The sequence below is a fragment of the Roseomonas sp. CCTCC AB2023176 genome (assembly GCF_042259275.1).
Classification (GTDB): Bacteria; Pseudomonadota; Alphaproteobacteria; order Acetobacterales; family Acetobacteraceae; genus Roseomonas.
This window is the reverse complement of record NZ_CP170086.1, coordinates 3,008,526-3,023,821: the sequence shown is the minus strand read 5'-3', so window position 1 is coordinate 3,023,821 and position 15,296 is coordinate 3,008,526. Positions and strand designations below refer to the sequence as shown.

Genomic DNA, 15,296 nt, shown 5'->3' with positions numbered 1-15,296 from the left:
GACGCGCCGGGGCGTCAATGGCCGTCAGGCCGTGATGGCAGCCCGCGATCTCCGGGCCGCGGCGTAGGCCGCGAGCCGGCGTGCGGCCAGGGCGCGACCGCCGCCGCCACCCTATGCTCCGGGGGTGGCAGGTCTTCTGCGAAATGGCAGGCGCTCTGGTGGCCTGGCGCAATGTCGCGCAGCGGCGGGTCTTGTTCCCGGCAGACTGGCTGGGCCAGCGGGCAGCGGTTGTGGAAGCGGCAGCCCGGCGGGATGGCCATCGGGCTCGGCAGGTCGCCGCCGAGCGGCTTCACGGCGCCGCGTCGTGACGGATCGGGGCGCGGGATCGCGGAGAGGAGAGCCCGCGTGTAGGGGTGTCGCGGGTCCCGGAACAGGTCGCGCTTCGGCGCGACCTCCACGATGCGACCGAGATACATGACGGCGACGCGGTCCGCGACGTGGTGCACCACCGCGAGGTCGTGCGCGATGAAGAGGTAGGACAGCCCGAGCCGCCCCTGCAGGTCGCGCAGCAGGTTCACGACCTGCGCCTGGATGGACACGTCGAGGGCGGATACCGGTTCGTCGAGGACGACGACTTCCGGCTCCACGGCGAGCGCGCGGGCGACGCCGATCCGCTGGCGCTGCCCGCCGGAGAACTCGTGCGGGTAGCGAGAGGCGTGGAAGGGCCGGAGGCCCGTCAGGCGCAGCAGTTCGGCGACCCGGGCCTTGCGCGAGGCAACGTCACCTATGCCGTGCACCGTCATCGGCTCGGCGATCGTATCGGCAACGGTCAGCCGCGGGTTCAGGCTGGCATAGGGGTCCTGGAAGACAATCTGGATGCGGCGACGCAGCGCGCGCAGGGCGGCGCCGGCAGTGTGCGTCACGTCCTGGCCGTCAAAGCGGATCGTGCCGGCGGTCGGCTCGATCAGGCGCATGGTCAGGCGGGCTGTCGTGGACTTGCCGCAGCCGGATTCGCCGACGAGGGCCAGGGTCTCGCCCCGGTGCAGGTCGAAGGACACGCCGTCCACCGCGCGCACCGTGCCGACCTGCCGCGCGCGGATGATGCCGCGGAGGACGGGGTAGTGCTTCGCGAGGCCGCGCGCCGCCAGCAGTGCCGCGGTCACGCGACCATGTCCAGGGCGGTCTCGACGGGTGCGCGGATGCAGGCGGCGCGGTGTCCCGGCGTCAGTTCCCGCAGCGGCGGGTCGGCCTCCGTACAGGCGCGAATGGCGAACGGGCAGCGCGGGTGGAAGCGGCAGCCACGCGGCAGGGCGAAGGGCGGGGGGACGGAGCCCTCGATGGCGAGGAGGCGGTCGCGCTCCTCCTCGATCCGCGGGATGCTGCCGAGCAGGCCGATCGTGTAGGGGTGCTGCGGGTCCTCGAAGATGTCGCGGGTCGTGCCGCGTTCCACGACGCGCCCGGCGTACATTACGGCGACCTCGTCGGCCATCTCGGCGACGACGCCGAGGTCGTGCGTGATGAGGATCACCGACATGCCCGTTTCCGCCTGGAGGTCGCGGAGGAGGTCCAGGATCTGCGCCTGGACCGTCACGTCCAGCGCTGTCGTCGGCTCGTCGGCGATGAGGAGGCGCGGGCGGCAGGCCAGGGCCATCGCGATCATCACGCGCTGCCGCATACCGCCGGAGAGCTGGTGCGGGTATTCGTCCAGTCGGCGCTCCGGGGAGGGGATACGGACGCGGCGCAGGGCTTCGATGGCCCGGTCCCGCAGGTCGCGCGCGCCGGGTTCGTGGGCGCGCATCGCCTCCGTGATCTGCGCCCCGACCGTGTGGACAGGGTTCAGGGAGGTCATGGGCTCCTGGAAGATCATCGCGATCTCCCGGCCGCGTACTGCCCGCATTCCCGCGTTGGAGAGGGTCGCGAGGTCGCGACCGTCCAGCAGCACGCGCCCGGCGGCGACGCGGCCGGGCGGGGGTACGAGCCGCATCACGGAGAGGGAAAGGACGGACTTGCCGCAACCGGACTCCCCGACGATCCCCAGCGTGCGGCCGGCAGGGACGTCGAGGTCCACCCCGTCCACCGCCGCGATCTCCCCGGGGCCGGCGCGGAACGTGGTGCGCAGGCCTTCGACGCGGAGGAGCGGTTCGGTCACGACCAACGGAATGTCGGCGGGCTGATCTTCTCCACGGGGCGATGCGCCCAGTCCTGGCGGGGCGCGTTGTCCAGGATGCGCTTCTGCGCCTCGTGCAGGTGCGCGGCGGCTTGGCGATAGTCCATCGTGATGACTTCGCCATCGCGGACGACTTGCTGGCCATCCACGTAGACGTCGCGCAGCGCGCGGTCACCGGCGGCGTAGATCAGGCTGCGCACGGGATCGCGTCCCGGCCGCATCATCGGGTGTTCCGCGTCCACCAGCACGAAGTCGGCGCGGCACCCCGTGGCGAGACGGCCGATGTCGTCGCGCCCCAGCGCCTTCGCACCGCCGATGGTCGCGGCATCGAAGAGTTCGGTCGTCGTCACGGCGCGCGGGTCCGTCGCCTGCGTCCGGGCGAGGTAGGCGGCGAGGCGGATTTCATCGAGCATGTTGTGGGGATAGGTGTCAGTCCCCAGTCCCATGTTCACGCCGCGGCGCTTGTAGCGGCCGAAGTTCTTCATGGTGATCCCACGCCGCGCGAAGACGGTTGGGCAATGTGCGACGGTCGTGCCTGTCTCGGCGAGGCGGTCGAGATCGGAGCGCGTGTGCCAGGGTGTGGTGGGGTGGTCGTCGAGAAAGATGCCGTGGCCGACGATCGCACGGTCGTTCAGCAGGCCCATGCTATCCAGCCAGCCGATTGGCGTCATGCCGTGGCGGCGCGTGATCTCGTGGAACTCGACGACGGACTGCGCTGCGTGAATCTGCCAGGAGAGGCCGCGCGCCGCAGCTTCCTGGGACGATTCCTTCAACAGGCCGACCGCGCAGGTATCGATCTGTGCAGGCACGACCATGCCGAAGAGGCGGCCGGACTCGTGCTGCTCGGCGCGGTCGATGAGGCGCAGCGCCTCATCCATCGCCTTCTCGCCGGCGGGCTCGTCCCACTCGTACTCCACGACGTGACCGTTCTTCGTGAACCAGCGCGCGGACTTGAACATCGGAGCGATGCAGACCCGCAGGCCGGATTCCGCCAGCAGGTCGAGCCAGCCGGGATGCGCCATGGAGAGGTCGGCGACGGTGGTGACACCGGACAGCAGCAGTTCCGAAAGCGCGACGCGCACGCAATGCGGCACGGCCTCCGCATCTGCGCGAAAGATCGGCATGTATTCGTAGAGCGACGAGTTGTAGAGGCCGGGCGAACCGATCTCGTCCAGCAGTCCCTTGTTCATCGGCTCGGAGGAGGGATGGGAGTGGATGTTGACGAGGCCGGGCATGACGAGAAGGCCCTTGCCGTCGATCGTCTCCTCCGCGCTACCGGGGTAGGCGCGGCCGACATGCGTGATCGTGCCGCCATCGAAGGCGACGTCGGCATCGGTCATGTAGACGTGCTGCTGCGCCGAGGCGTCCCAGGCGACGACGACGTCTGCGTTGCGGATGACCGTCGTTTTCGAGTGGGGAGTCATTGGTCCTGGTTCTTTCCGGGGGCGTGGCAAACGGCCTCCACGTTGTGGCCGTCCGGGTCGATCACGAAGGCGGCGAAGTAGTTCGTGTGGTACTGCGGCCGGTAGCCCGGGCCGCCATTGTCGGTCCCGCCGGCGGCGAGCGCAGCGGTGTGGAAAGCGCGGACGGCCTCGTGGTCCTCTGCGGCGAAAGCGAAGTGGATGTGACCGGGCGGTTGCCCTGCCACGTCCGCGGCGCCGAACCACAGCTCGTGCCCGTCCGCGCTCCCGATCAGCATCCAGTTCTCGCCTTCCTTCGTGGCCACATAGCCCAGCGGGGCGAGCGCGGCGAGGTAGAAGGCACGGCTGGCCGGGAAGTCGCGGACAGCGAAGCCGATGTGGTCCAGCGCCACGGCCGGCCTACCGCGTCAGCCGCACGTCGAGGCCCTTGTAGATCCCGACACCGTAGATGCCGTGGGGTCGCAGGCCCTCGACGCGCTGCGACGACGCGAGCCAGAGCTGTTCGTGCGCGATCGGCAGCCAGACGTTCTGGGAGGCGATGCGGCGCTGCGCCTCACCAATGGCGCGGGCCCGTTCCTCCGCGGAGAGGCCGGTCTTCGCGATGTTCAGCAGCCGGTCCGTCTCCGCGTCCGACCAGTTCATGCGGTTGGGCGTGGGACGGTTCCGGCTGTCGAAGTAGAGCGCGAAGCCGTCAGTGGCGGAGATGTAGGGGTAGGACATGACGAAGGCGTCGAATTCCTGCGTCGCCAGCCGGCCCCAGCCGACCGTCGCGTCCCACAGCTGGACGCGCATCTCGATGCCGACGCGGCGCAGGTCGGCCTGGATGGCCTCGCTCATCCGGCGCCACTCATTTGTTTGCAGGCCGTAGAGGAGGAAGGAGGCGCGCTGGCCGTCCTTCACGCGGATGCCGTCGGGGCCGGCGCGCCACCCCGCCTCGTCCAGCACACGCCGCGCCTCGTCCGGATTGAAGGACGGAACGGACTCAGCGGCCTCCCGGTCGAAGCCCGTCACGTTCGGATTGAGATAGCCGCGCATCGCGTCGGCGGCGCCGAAGAAGGTTGCCTGCACGACGGCGGGACGGTTCACTGCCAGATTCACGGCGCGGCGGATCGCGGGGTCGCTCACGACCGGCTTGTCCACCTTGAAGCCGAGGAAGTAGTCCCAGAAGTAGTTCTCCTGCCGCTGCAGGCGCACGGTCGGCACGTTCCTCAGCTGGTTCAGCGCGATGTAGGGGATGTACTGCGTCACGTCCCCCTGCCCCGTCTGCATCGCGGCCAGGCGCGTGTTCGCTTCGGGGATGACGCGCCAGACCACGCGGTCCACCTGCGGCGACGGGTTCTGGAAGATCGGCGGGCCCCAGCGGTAGTTCGGGTGACGCTGCAGGACCATCTCCTGCCGCGGCGTCCAGGAAACCCAGCAGAAGGGACCCGTGCCGTTGAAGCCCTGCACGCCGAAGTTCTGGCCCAGGCGCTCGACCGTCGCCTGGTCCACGATGGAGCCGAAGAAGAGGGTGAGCTGGTAGAGCAGCTCGCCGAAGGGTTCGGTCAACTCGTACTCGACCGTGTGGTCGTCCACCGCCCGGATTTCCTTGACGGGACCGGCGCGCCAGCGGACGGGTGACCGGGTTTCCGGGTTGATCCAGCGATTGATGGAATAGACCACGTCGCGCGCGGTGAAGGGCTTGCCGTCGCAGAAGGTGACGTCGCGGCGAAGGCGGAAGGTGTAGAGCTTGCCGTCCTCCGACACCGTCCAGGACTCCGCCAGGCCGGGGCGGACGGTGCGCTGGTCCCAGTCGAGGGAGACGAGGGTGTCGGAGAGCATGTACACGACCTCGCCCGCGCTGCGCGCGGTGGAGCGCGGCGGGTCGTAGTTGTCCGCGTCGATCTCCCGCAGCACGACCAGCGTGTTGCGCGGCGTGGCCTGGGCCAGGGCGTCGGCGACGGGTGCCGCGACGGACCATGCCAGCAAGCCGGCGGTGAGCCAGTTCCTCATCACTCTCCCTCCTCTCAGATGCGTAGCCGTGGATCGAGTGCGTCCCGCAGCGCGTCGCCCAGGACGTTGAAGGCCAGCACGATCAGGAAGATCGCGACGCAGGGAATGACCGCGATGTGCGGCGCGAAGAACAGGAAGTTCCGCCCGTCGCTCGCCATGGCGCCGAGTTCCGGCGTCGGCGGCTGCGCACCGAGGCCCAGGAAGGAGAGCGCGGAGCCCAGCAGGATGACCTGCCCGAAGCGGAGCGTTCCGAAGACGAAGATCGCGGAGAGGCAGTTCGGCGCGACGTGGCGCAGGATCAGGCGCGCGTCGGACATGCCGGTAGCGCGCGCCGCCTCGATGTAGTCCAGCCCCATGACGGTCAGCGCGGCACCGCGGACGATGCGGGCCATGAGGGGGATGGTCGCGACGGAGAGGGCGAGGATGACGGCCTCGGTCCCGGGCCCCGCAATGGCGGCGATCGCGAGGCCGAAGAGAATGGCCGGGAAGGACAGCATCACGTCCATCAGCCGCATCAGCACGCCGTCGGCGCGGCGGTAGAAGGCCGCGGTGAAGCCGATCAGCGCGCCGATGCCGCCGCCCAGCGCAACGGAGGCGAAGCCCATCAGCAAGGTCAGTTGCAGGCCGAAGAGGACGCGGGTGACGAGGTCCCTGCCCTGCGCGTCGGCGCCCAGCAGCAGGCCGGGCGAGCCGGGGGGCTGCATCGCCTTGGAGAGGTCGTTGTCATACGGGTCGGTGGGGGAGAGCCAAGGGGCCAGCAAGGCACCGGCGATCACCAGTACGACGAACACCAGAGCGGCGGCCGCGGCCGGTTCGCGCAGCAGGCGCGCTAGGGTGCCGGGGCGTTTCGGGGGCGCGGCGTCCTCGGCTACCTCCAGCGGCAGGCGTTCAGCCGCGGCACTCATGCCGCCCGCACCCGCGGGTCCAGCGCGGCGTAGAGCACGTCCACGACGAGGTTGATGACGATGAAGCCGAGCGACAGGACGATGATCGTCCCCTGCGCCATCGGGAAGTCGGAGGACAGGATGGCCCCGACCGCAAGCCGGCCCACGCCCGGCCAGGAGAAGACGGTCTCCGTCACCACCGCGCCGCCGAGCAGGAAGCCGATCTGCAATCCGATCAGCGTGACGACCGGGATCAACGCATTGCGCAGCGCGTGCCGCGTGACGACCGCGAACTCGCCCAGGCCCTTGGCACGGGCGGTGCGGACGTGCTCGACCGACAGCACGTCCAGGACCGCCGTGCGGGTCATCCGCGCGACGGGGCCGATGAAGACGCCGCCCAGCGTCAGCGCCGGCAATGCGATGGCCGTCAGGCCCTCCCACGTCCACAGCGGCCCGCCGCGCCCCGTGAAGGGCAGCCACTGCAGCTTGAAGCCGACGTACCAGATCAGCAGCAGGCCAAGGAAGAAGACGGGAACCGAGCCGCCCGCGACGGCGAAGGCGGTGATGGCACGGTCCACAAGGCGGCCGCGGTAGTAGGCGCCGAGGGTCCCGAGCGTGATGCCGATCGGGATGGACCAGATCAGCGACGCCAGCATCAGCTCCAGCGTCGGCCCGACGGTGTTGCCGAGTTCCTGCGCGACGGGGACATTGTTGATGATGGACACGCCGAGGTCGCCTTGCACGAGCCGGGCCAGGTAGCGCGCGAACTGCTCGTAGAGTGGCCGGTCCAGGCCGAGGTCGCGGCGGATCGCCTCGATCACGTCGGCCGTCGCGGTGGGGCCGGCGCGGACGGTGGCGGGATCGGTCGGCACGACCTGCATCAGCAGGAAGCCGACCAGCACCACGCCGAAGAGGACGGGGATCGCGGTCAGCAGCCGTTGCAGGGCGTGGCGGGCCATCAGTGGAGGACGTCGTGCCGGTCGTGGATGACGATGCCGCCGCGCAGCGTCAGGTCGGAGGTGGTGCCCAGGACCTCCTCCGGCGTGCAGGCGAAGATGTCGCGCGTCAACACGGCAATATCGGCCTGCATCCCCGGCTCGAGAGTGCCGCGGCGGTCCTCGGCGAACTGGGAATAGGCGCCGCACCAGGTCTGGCAGTGGATCGCCTGTTCCGCCGTCAGCGCCTCTTCCTCGCCCAGCACGGTGCCGCAATTCGTCTTCCGCGTCAGCATCGTGAAGAGGTTGACGAAGGGATCCACGGTCGAGACGGGGCAGTCGGAGGACGCGGCGGGATGGTGCCCTTCCTCGAACCAGGTGCGCATGGGGTAGGACGACGCGGCACGGTCGCGCCCCAGATTCTTCACGTAGAGGTCGCCGAACTCGTGGAGGAAGACGGGCTGCGGCACCGGCAGGACGCCGCGCGCCTTCATCCGGCGGCGCTGGTCGGCCGTGACGAAGCCACAATGCTCGATGCGGTGGCGGCGGCCGAGCAGCGAGTGCGCGTTGTCCTCCGCTGCCTCCATGGCCGACAGGACCTGCTCGATCGCGGCGTCGCCGATGGCGTGGATGTCGAGCTGCCATCCCTGGCGGTGGTACAGCGCCAGCAGCCGGTGCATCGATTCATCCGGGAAGCAGAAGACGCCGGTGCCGCCACCGGCTGACGAGATGTAGGGGTCGAAGAAGGCGGCAGTCAGGCCGCCCGCGGAGCCGTCTGCGAAGACCTTCACCGCGCCCCAGGCAAGCATGTCGTCGGTCCGGTCGGGGCGCAGCCCCTCGTCCCACGCGGCTTGCGCGATCCCCTCCGGGTTGCCGGCCAGCACCTGCCACATGCGCTGTGCCAAACGCCCCTCGGCCAGGGCGCGGCGATAGGCGGCGACTTCCGCCATCCCTGCGGTCATCCCGACATTCATGTCGGTGGCGCTGGCAAAGCCGTAGGTGGCGAGTTCGCGTCCCGCCGCCTCGATCGCGTCCGCCATCACGGCTTCGGACGGGGTTGGCACGGTATCCAGCACAAGCCGCATCGCGCGTTCCTGGAACAGCCCGGTCAGCCGCCCACCCTTGCGCTCGATCACGCCGCCCTCCGGGTCCGGCGTGTTGTGCCCGACGCCCGCGGCCCGCATCGCCGCCGTGTTCGCGACGCCCATGTGGCCGCAGGTGCGACGGATAAAGACCGGGTTGTCGGGGGAGACGCGGTCGAGTTCCTGTGCCGTCGGGTGGCGCGCGACGTCCAGCGCGCCATGGTCGTAGCCCCGGCCCATGACCCAGGCGCCCTTCGGCGCGATCTTCGCCGCCGTCTCGATGCGGCGAAGGACCTCATCGAGCGTCCGCACCTGCTCCGCCCGCAGGTTCACCTGCGACAGGCCGAGGCCGTACGGAAGAAGGTGCATGTGGGCTTCGTTGAACGCAGGGATAGCCAAGCGGCCGTCGAGGTCCACGCGCCGCACGCCAGCCTGCGCCATGCTCACGACCTCGTCCGCGGCGCCGACGGCGGCCACGCGGCCATTGACGACCAGCAGTGCCTCCGCGAAGCCGCCGGCCAGTCCGCGGAAGATGCGGCCGCCCGTGAGGAGGATCGCGTCGCTCAACAGCGCCAATCCCCCTCGGCCTCGATCAGCGGCAGGGAAGAGTCCCAAGCGAATTGCGCGTGCTTCAGCGCGTTCTCCGTGTTGAAGACACCGGCCGCCTTCTGCCGCACCTCCTCCGGCGGGAACACCAGTTCCGCCCCGCCAGCCAGCGCCGCCACCTGCGCCTGGCAGGCCCGTTCCAGGTAGTAGATCATGTTCCATGCCTCGGGAATCGTGCGCCCCGCGACGAGCAGCCCATGGTTCCGCAGGATCATCGCCTTGTGCTGCCCGAGGTCGCGGACAAGCCGGTCCCGCTCATCCAGTTCCAGCGCCACGCCTTCGTACTCGTGATACGCGAGGTGCCCGTAGAACTTCAGCGCATGCTGAGAGATTGGCAGCAGCCCGTGGTTCTGCGCCGATACCGCGATGCCCGCCGCGGTATGGGTGTGGATGACGCAGGTCAGGTCCTCCCGCGCCATGTGGATCGCGGAGTGGATCGTGAAGCCCGCGGCGTTGACCCGCTTCTCCGTGCGTTCGAGCACGTTCCCGTCCAGGTCGATCTTCACCAGGTCGCTCGCGGTCATGCGGTGGAACAGCACGCCGTAGCGGTTGATGAGGAAGTGGTGCTCCGGCCCCGGAACGCGCGCGGAGATGTGCGTGTAGATCAGGTCGGTCATCCGGTGATGCGCGACCAGCCGGTAGAGCGCCGCGAGGTCGCAGCGCACCGCCCATTCCGCCGGGTCCATCCCCGCCGGCGCCTCGCCGTCCCGGCGCAACGCGACATCCATCGTGGAGCCCTCCGGGGACGGATGGTCCGGCGATGGGGGTCGGCGCGTCAACCCGCGCGCGGCGGGTTTCGGCCGGCCCGGTGACGGACTGCTGCCGCGGAATGCGGCGGGACGCCGCTCAACGGCGCAGCGCGAGACGTTCCGGCGACGGCCCGACCGGGGCGCCGGCGAAGGCGGCGCGCACGTCCCCCGGCCATTCCGTCACGCGCCGACGCTCCAGGTGGACGCAGAGGAACAGGATCTCGCAACGCGCGCTTTCCCACCCCTCCGCCGCGTGGAACAGGCGGTGACGGACCAGCAGGCGTTTCGCGTCGTGGCCGATCACCTCGCTCTCCGCGGCAAGCGGGTCGCCCTGCCGGACCTCCCGCGCATGGGCGACCCAGTTCTCGGCCGAGAAGGTCCCGAGCGACCGCGCCCGGAAGGCTGGGCCAAGGCCCAGCGACGGCCACAGCACGTCCGTCGCCATGTCGAAGACCAGGACGTACCAGGCCAGGTTCATGTGGCCGTAGTGATCCACCCATTCCGGCCGCACGGGGCCGAGCAGGCTTCGTCTCGTCTCAGCCTGGGCTAAAGGCATGCTTGTCCAGGATCGCCCTGGCCTTCGCCTCGTCGAAATCGCTCCGGCGGACGAGAAGGGACAGTTCCTCCGCCCGAGCCAACTCGCGCGCCACGTCGAGAATCACGTGGTATTCGCGGCGAGAGGCGAAGTCATGGAACGCGATCACCGCGTCCGGCCGGCAGTGCAGCAGAACCTGCACGGCGCAGGCCACGCGGAAGCGGCCGTCCACGAGGTAGAGGTCGGCCTGCCTGGACGCGGGATTCGCCCACGGCGCCCCGTGGTAGCCCGGCCATCGCTGCCGGGTCGCCGGGTCGGCGGGTTGACCCCATTCGCGCGTGGGGCCGATGTCGGCGTGAATGAGTGTCGGCTGCACCCAGTCCGGATTCGCGCCGCAAGCGTCGCTCACCTTGGCCAGCCAGTCGGTCGAGGAGTCGACCGACAGGAGCGGCCCTTCGATACGGGACGCCGCGAAGCAGGTGCTGCCACCGGCCCCGAACTCTACATATCCGCGCACGCCGCGAAGGACATTCTCGAACAGCGCCAACTCGGCCGCGGACATGCGCGGCGACGGCGGGACTGCCGCCTCTCCCGCACGGACGGGCTTGCGCAGCGTCCATTTCGGGCCGTCCACGTCCGGCCGCAGGCCCAGCTTTGCCGCGAAGTCGTCGGCAGCCGCCTTCACGCTCGGCCAGGGATAGTCATCGCCGACGAGCACGCCCCCGGGCGCCAGCAGGTCCCAGTACAGGTTCAGGTCGCGGCGGAGCGGCCAGTCCTCGTGCGCGGCGTCAAGGTGGATCAGGTCGGCGCGGATCCCTTCCCGCAACAGGATGGCCGCGGCGTTGTCGCTCGTCTGCGGCAGGGGCACGACGACGTCCTGCATGCCGGAATGCGCGACGTTGGAGAGGAACTGCCAGTACAACGCCGGCCAGCCATGGGTCCTCCGCAGGCTGTCCGCGATCCGATCCTCGCGGCGCAGGTCCCAGTGCTGGATGCTGCCGAGGAAGGTGTCCACCGCGACGAGGGCGCAATCCGGCCGTGCCTCGCGCATTGCGCGGGCCATGGCGACGGTCGATTCCCCCTTCCAGGTCCCGACATCGAAGGCGATCCGCGGGCGGACCTGCGCCACCGCGCGCAGCAGCGCGGGATGCCGGCCGTTCCAGCCCTGGAGGTCGAGCGGCAGGAGGGGCTTGAAACCCGCATAGACGTCGGCCCCGTGCAGGGCTGTCATGACCTTCGTCGCGGCAGGCGTCATGCCCATAGCTCCGGCCCCGGAGCCGCGGTCAATGGATCTCGTCCGCGGACGCGATCGCCTCCTTCAGCTTCGCCACCGTGAAGTCGGAGGAGCTGCAAATGTCGAGGATCACCTTCTCCCGCCGCGCGCCCAGTTCGATCGCGGCGGGAATCTGGCGCACCGCGTCGTGCGGGATCACCACGGCCCCGTGCCGGTCGGCATGCACCACCGCGTCGTGGTGGCAGGCCATGCCGTGCACCGTGACCTCCTGCCCGTACTGCACCATGTGCACGTAGGCATGGGACGGGTTCACCACGCCCGCGATCAGCTGGAACCCCGGCGCGAGCATGTCGAGGTCACGAATGGACCCGTTCGTCACCACGCCCTGCGCCCGCAGCGCCTTGTGGACGGCCGAATGCACCTCTCCCCAGAAGGCGCCCGTGCCCGGCGTGTCGTCCAGGTCCTGCAGCACGACGACGGTCGGCAGCGCCGCATCCGCCACGTAGTCGTACCAGCCGAGCCGCGCCGCGCGGTCCACGGCCGGGGCTCGGCCGGACGGGGCGGCGGCCCGGATCGTCCCCGTGCGCGCCAGCCCGCAGATCGGCGGCAGGGACGGGTCGGCCGCGACCATCGGCCGGACCGTGAAGCCGTGCCCACGGCGGTGCGGCGCCACCATCTCCAGCGCGTTGCAGATCGTCGGCGTGTCCCAGGCCCGTAGCGCCTCGAGGTCGGCAGCGGTGAAAGGATAGGTGGCGCTCATCGCGGTTCCTCCGTGGCGCCGGAGCATCGCCGCGGCCGGGACGGGTGGCAACGCCGGCCCCCGCGCTTGTTGCGGCCCCGGGTGGGAGATACCCTCCCGCCATGGACACGGCCTCGCCCGCGACGACGGCCCCGCCGGAGGCACCCCTCTCGCCCGCGCCCCTCTCGCCCGCGCCCCTCTCGCCCGCGCCGGGACCGGAGGCGCACCGGCACGTCGTCAACCCGCTGGCCGCCTGGCTTGGCCGGATCAGCACGCGCGCCCTCCTGCTGGCCGTGCCGATGTTCCTCGTCGTGGCCGTCCTGACCGCCGCCGCGGTCTACCAGAGCGAGAGTGGTGCCGCGATCGTCGCCCGGATCGCAGGGCCGGAAGTCGAGAACGACCGGGCGGTGGACCGCCTCTCGAGCCAGGTCGCGGACTTCAACACGGCCATGGCGAGCGTCATCGCCGGCGTCCTCCAGCCGCCGCCCGCCGCGTCCCGCATGGTCCGGAGCAGCGCGCTGATCGTGGAGTCCTTCGCCGACATCGAGTTGCGGCTGGGCAGGGAGCTTCCGCCCGTGGTCCTCGGCGGTGCCCGCGACATGGCGGCCCGCATGCCTGACCTCAGCGAGCGGATCCGCGACTCCTTCACCAACCGCCGGCGCGCCGAATTCCCTGCGCTGCAGGAGGAATGGCTGGACGCCCAGACCGCGTTCAACAACCTGATCGCCGCCGCGCGGGCCGTCGTGACGCGGCACACCGAGGCCACGCTGGCCGAGGCCCAGTCGCTCGCGCAAAACGGCCGGCTGGTCGTCATCAGCCTCGGCCTCGTCGGCCTCATGGGTTGCTTCATCATCTGGTTCGTCCTGGTCCACGTCATCGCCCGGCCGATCGGGCGGGTCGCGCGGGCCATGGACGGCCTCGCCGCCGGACGCCTCGACACACCCGTCACCGACGAGGATCGGGACGACCAGGTCGGGGAAATGGCACGCGCCGTCCTGTTCTTCCGCGACAGCCTCCTCGGCGCCCGCCGGCTGACCGAGCAGGCGCTGGAGAATGCTCGACGCACCGCGGTCGCCACCGCCCAGGCCTCCGACGCCATCGGGCAGGTGAGCGACGGCGCGATGGAGCAGCTCTCGGAACTCCGCCAGACCGCCGAGGCCCTGTCGCAGACCACCGACGCGATCGTCGACGTCACGCGCTCCACCAACGACGCGCATGACCGCGCGGAGGCGGCGAAGACCGTGCTGGCGGAGAACCTCGTCAAGGTACGGCGCCTGATCGAGATCGTGGACGCGGTCGGCGACGACGCGGGGCGGGTCACCCGCATCGCCGGCACGATCGCGAAGATCGCGACCCAGACGAACATCCTCGCGATCAACGCGGCGATCGAGGCCGCCCGCGCCGGCGAGCACGGCCGCGGCCTCGCCGTCGTCGCGGAGGAGGTCCGGGCGCTCGCCAACAACACCGAGAACCTCGCGGGGGAAATCGCCGAGGTCGTCGAGGCCGCCGGCGTCCGCGCACGGGAGGGCAGCGGCACCGCCGCCGCGGTCGGGGAGGCGATGGACGGGCTGGAGGCCATGGTCGCCGAATCCGCCCGGCTCTCCGGCGCCATCGCGGTGGCGATGGAAGAACAGCAGGCGACCGTCGGCGGGCTGAACGAACGCGTCTCCGTCCTGACCCGCATCGGCCAGTCCAACGCGACGGCGGCCGAGGAGATCACCGTCACGATGATCGACCTGTCCCGGCTCGCCGCCGACACGCGCGCGCTGGTCGAGAGCTTGGCAGTCGGTCCCTCCCGCGACGAAGCACCCTACCCGCTGGCGGCACCCGCCGCGTGAGCCTGTCCTTCGATCCGTCCGGCGTTTCCATCCTCGTCGTCGAGGACTCCGCCTTCAACCGCCTCGTCCTCCGCAAGCGCCTGGCCGAGCTCGGCTACCCCCCGCCGACCGAAGCGGAGGACGGCGTCGCCGGCCTCGCCGCCATAGAGGCCGGCCGCTTCGACGTGGTGCTGCTCGATCTCGAAATGCCGCGCATGGGCGGGATCGAGGTGCTGGAGCAACTGCACGCGGCACGCGGCGCGGCGCCGCCCGTCATCGTCATCTCGGCGCTGACGGAAATGGAGGGCATCGTCCGCTGCATCGAGCTCGGCGCCGAGGACTACCTGCCCAAGTCCTTCGATCCGCCCCTGCTGCGCGCCCGCCTCGGTGCCGTCCTCGAGAAGAAGCGGCTGCGCGACCTCGCGGACCAGCGCCTCGCCCTGCTCGAGGCGGAGCTGGAGAGCGCCCGCGCCGCCCAGCTCGCCCTCGTCCCCCGCGATTTCGCCGCGATCGCGCCGGCCGGCATCGCCCTGCACGCCGCGATGATCCCGGCACGGCAGGTGGGCGGCGACCTCTACGACGCCGTCCGCCTCGGCCCCGACCTGCTGCTCGTCTGCGTCGCCGACGTCGCGGGGAAGGGCGCGCCGGCGGGGCTGACGATGGCGCGCACCCTCGGGCTGATGCGTTCCACCGCGGCCATGCTCTCCGCGAACGGGGAGATCCCCGATCCCGCGGCGATCATCACGACGGCCAATGACGACCTCGCTCGCGACAACGACGCGCAGACCTTCGTCACCGTCGTGCTCGCGCTGCTCGACGCCCGTACGGGCGAAGGGCGGATCGCCATCGCGGGGCATGAGCTGCCCTACCTCATGGACGCGGAAGGGGCGCGCGTCCTCGCCGGTCCTCGGCGCCAGCCGCCACTCGGTGCGATGGAGGGATTCGCCTACCGCTCCGACCCGCTGTCGCTCGCGGCCGGCCAGGCGCTCTTCCTCTTCTCCGACGGCGTGACCGAGGCCGAGGACTCCTCCGAACGCTTCTTCGGCCGCGACCGGCTGTCCGACGTCCTGCGGGCCGCACCCATGGCCGCGCCGGAGGAGGTCGTACGAGCCGTGCTCGACAGCGTCTCGGCTTTCGCGGATGGCGCACCCCAGGCCGACGACATCACGGTGCTCGCGTTGCGGCGCGTCTGACG

Annotated in this window: 14 protein-coding genes; 2 read left to right on the top strand and 12 right to left on the bottom strand. The window is 70.7% G+C overall.

Annotation, left to right across the window (positions count from 1 at the left end):
- Positions 1 to 14 precede the first annotated feature (14 nt).
- The 12 genes from ACE7GA_RS15030 to ACE7GA_RS14975 all read right to left on the bottom strand — a co-directional run bounded on the left by ACE7GA_RS15030 (position 15) and on the right by ACE7GA_RS14975 (position 12,305).
- Positions 15 to 1,103 carry an ABC transporter ATP-binding protein gene (locus ACE7GA_RS15030; protein WP_376087837.1) on the bottom strand — a complete coding sequence of 363 codons (1,089 nt, stop codon included), beginning with the start codon at positions 1,101 to 1,103 and terminating at the stop codon, positions 15 to 17.
- Positions 1,100 to 2,089 (bottom strand): ABC transporter ATP-binding protein, encoded by a 990-nt coding sequence (locus ACE7GA_RS15025; RefSeq protein ID WP_376087834.1) that lies wholly within the window; start codon positions 2,087 to 2,089, stop codon positions 1,100 to 1,102. Before ACE7GA_RS15025 ends, ACE7GA_RS15030 begins: the two co-directional genes overlap by 4 nt.
- Positions 2,086 to 3,531, bottom strand: a complete 1,446-nt coding sequence (locus ACE7GA_RS15020; RefSeq protein ID WP_376087831.1) for an amidohydrolase family protein — start codon at positions 3,529 to 3,531, stop codon at positions 2,086 to 2,088. The genes ACE7GA_RS15025 and ACE7GA_RS15020 overlap by 4 nt, the downstream gene beginning before the upstream one ends.
- Positions 3,528 to 3,920, bottom strand: a complete 393-nt coding sequence (locus ACE7GA_RS15015) for a VOC family protein (protein WP_376087828.1) — start codon at positions 3,918 to 3,920, stop codon at positions 3,528 to 3,530. Before ACE7GA_RS15015 ends, ACE7GA_RS15020 begins: the two co-directional genes overlap by 4 nt.
- Positions 3,921 to 3,927: 7 nt before the next feature.
- On the bottom strand, positions 3,928 to 5,520 hold the full coding sequence (locus ACE7GA_RS15010) for an ABC transporter substrate-binding protein (RefSeq protein ID WP_376087825.1): 1,593 nt from the start codon (positions 5,518 to 5,520) through the stop codon (positions 3,928 to 3,930).
- 14 nt (positions 5,521 to 5,534) lie between these two features.
- Positions 5,535 to 6,425, bottom strand: a complete 891-nt coding sequence (locus tag ACE7GA_RS15005) for an ABC transporter permease (protein WP_376087822.1) — start codon at positions 6,423 to 6,425, stop codon at positions 5,535 to 5,537.
- Positions 6,422 to 7,363 carry an ABC transporter permease gene (locus ACE7GA_RS15000; RefSeq protein ID WP_376087819.1) on the bottom strand — a complete coding sequence of 314 codons (942 nt, stop codon included), beginning with the start codon at positions 7,361 to 7,363 and terminating at the stop codon, positions 6,422 to 6,424. Before ACE7GA_RS15000 ends, ACE7GA_RS15005 begins: the two co-directional genes overlap by 4 nt.
- Positions 7,363 to 8,988 (bottom strand): amidohydrolase, encoded by a 1,626-nt coding sequence (locus ACE7GA_RS14995; RefSeq protein ID WP_376087816.1) that lies wholly within the window; start codon positions 8,986 to 8,988, stop codon positions 7,363 to 7,365. Before ACE7GA_RS14995 ends, ACE7GA_RS15000 begins: the two co-directional genes overlap by 1 nt.
- Positions 8,985 to 9,755, bottom strand: a complete 771-nt coding sequence (locus ACE7GA_RS14990; RefSeq protein ID WP_376087813.1) for a class II aldolase/adducin family protein — start codon at positions 9,753 to 9,755, stop codon at positions 8,985 to 8,987. Before ACE7GA_RS14990 ends, ACE7GA_RS14995 begins: the two co-directional genes overlap by 4 nt.
- A 118-nt stretch (positions 9,756 to 9,873) precedes the next feature.
- Positions 9,874 to 10,332, bottom strand: a complete 459-nt coding sequence (locus tag ACE7GA_RS14985) for an acyl-CoA thioesterase (RefSeq protein WP_376087810.1) — start codon at positions 10,330 to 10,332, stop codon at positions 9,874 to 9,876.
- Entirely contained in the window at positions 10,313 to 11,566 is a 1,254-nt protein-coding gene (locus ACE7GA_RS14980; protein ID WP_376087807.1) for a class I SAM-dependent methyltransferase, read from the bottom strand. Before ACE7GA_RS14980 ends, ACE7GA_RS14985 begins: the two co-directional genes overlap by 20 nt.
- A 28-nt stretch (positions 11,567 to 11,594) precedes the next feature.
- Positions 11,595 to 12,305: an RraA family protein gene (locus ACE7GA_RS14975; protein ID WP_376087804.1), complete on the bottom strand. Its 711-nt coding sequence runs from the start codon at positions 12,303 to 12,305 to the stop codon at positions 11,595 to 11,597.
- A 101-nt stretch (positions 12,306 to 12,406) separates the two neighbouring features.
- On the opposite strand from ACE7GA_RS14975, the gene ACE7GA_RS14970 reads away from it, so the two are divergent.
- Both ACE7GA_RS14970 and ACE7GA_RS14965 read left to right on the top strand, forming a co-directional pair.
- Positions 12,407 to 14,122: a methyl-accepting chemotaxis protein gene (locus ACE7GA_RS14970; RefSeq protein WP_376087801.1), complete on the top strand. Its 1,716-nt coding sequence runs from the start codon at positions 12,407 to 12,409 to the stop codon at positions 14,120 to 14,122.
- The gene (locus ACE7GA_RS14965; RefSeq protein ID WP_376087798.1) at positions 14,119 to 15,294 is read left to right on the top strand and encodes a PP2C family protein-serine/threonine phosphatase; all 1,176 of its coding nucleotides are present in this window, start codon (positions 14,119 to 14,121) and stop codon (positions 15,292 to 15,294) included. The genes ACE7GA_RS14970 and ACE7GA_RS14965 overlap by 4 nt, the downstream gene beginning before the upstream one ends.
- The last annotated feature ends 2 nt before the right edge of the window (positions 15,295 to 15,296 follow it).

Excerpts from the sequence above, each read along its gene's own strand:
- ACE7GA_RS14985 (WP_376087810.1), bottom strand. The coding sequence starts at position 10,332 with ATGCCTTTAGCCCAGGCTGAGACGAGACGAAGCCTGCTCGGCCCCGTG.
- ACE7GA_RS15000 (WP_376087819.1), bottom strand. The coding sequence starts at position 7,363 with ATGGCCCGCCACGCCCTGCAACGGCTGCTGACCGCGATCCCCGTCCTC.
- ACE7GA_RS15020 (WP_376087831.1), bottom strand. The coding sequence starts at position 3,531 with ATGACTCCCCACTCGAAAACGACGGTCATCCGCAACGCAGACGTCGTC.
- ACE7GA_RS14990 (WP_376087813.1), bottom strand. The coding sequence starts at position 9,755 with ATGGATGTCGCGTTGCGCCGGGACGGCGAGGCGCCGGCGGGGATGGAC.
- ACE7GA_RS14975 (WP_376087804.1), bottom strand. The coding sequence starts at position 12,305 with ATGAGCGCCACCTATCCTTTCACCGCTGCCGACCTCGAGGCGCTACGG.
- ACE7GA_RS14970 (WP_376087801.1), top strand. The coding sequence starts at position 12,407 with ATGGACACGGCCTCGCCCGCGACGACGGCCCCGCCGGAGGCACCCCTC.
- ACE7GA_RS15010 (WP_376087825.1), bottom strand. The coding sequence starts at position 5,520 with ATGAGGAACTGGCTCACCGCCGGCTTGCTGGCATGGTCCGTCGCGGCA.
- ACE7GA_RS15005 (WP_376087822.1), bottom strand. The coding sequence starts at position 6,425 with ATGAGTGCCGCGGCTGAACGCCTGCCGCTGGAGGTAGCCGAGGACGCC.
- ACE7GA_RS14980 (WP_376087807.1), bottom strand. The coding sequence starts at position 11,566 with ATGACGCCTGCCGCGACGAAGGTCATGACAGCCCTGCACGGGGCCGAC.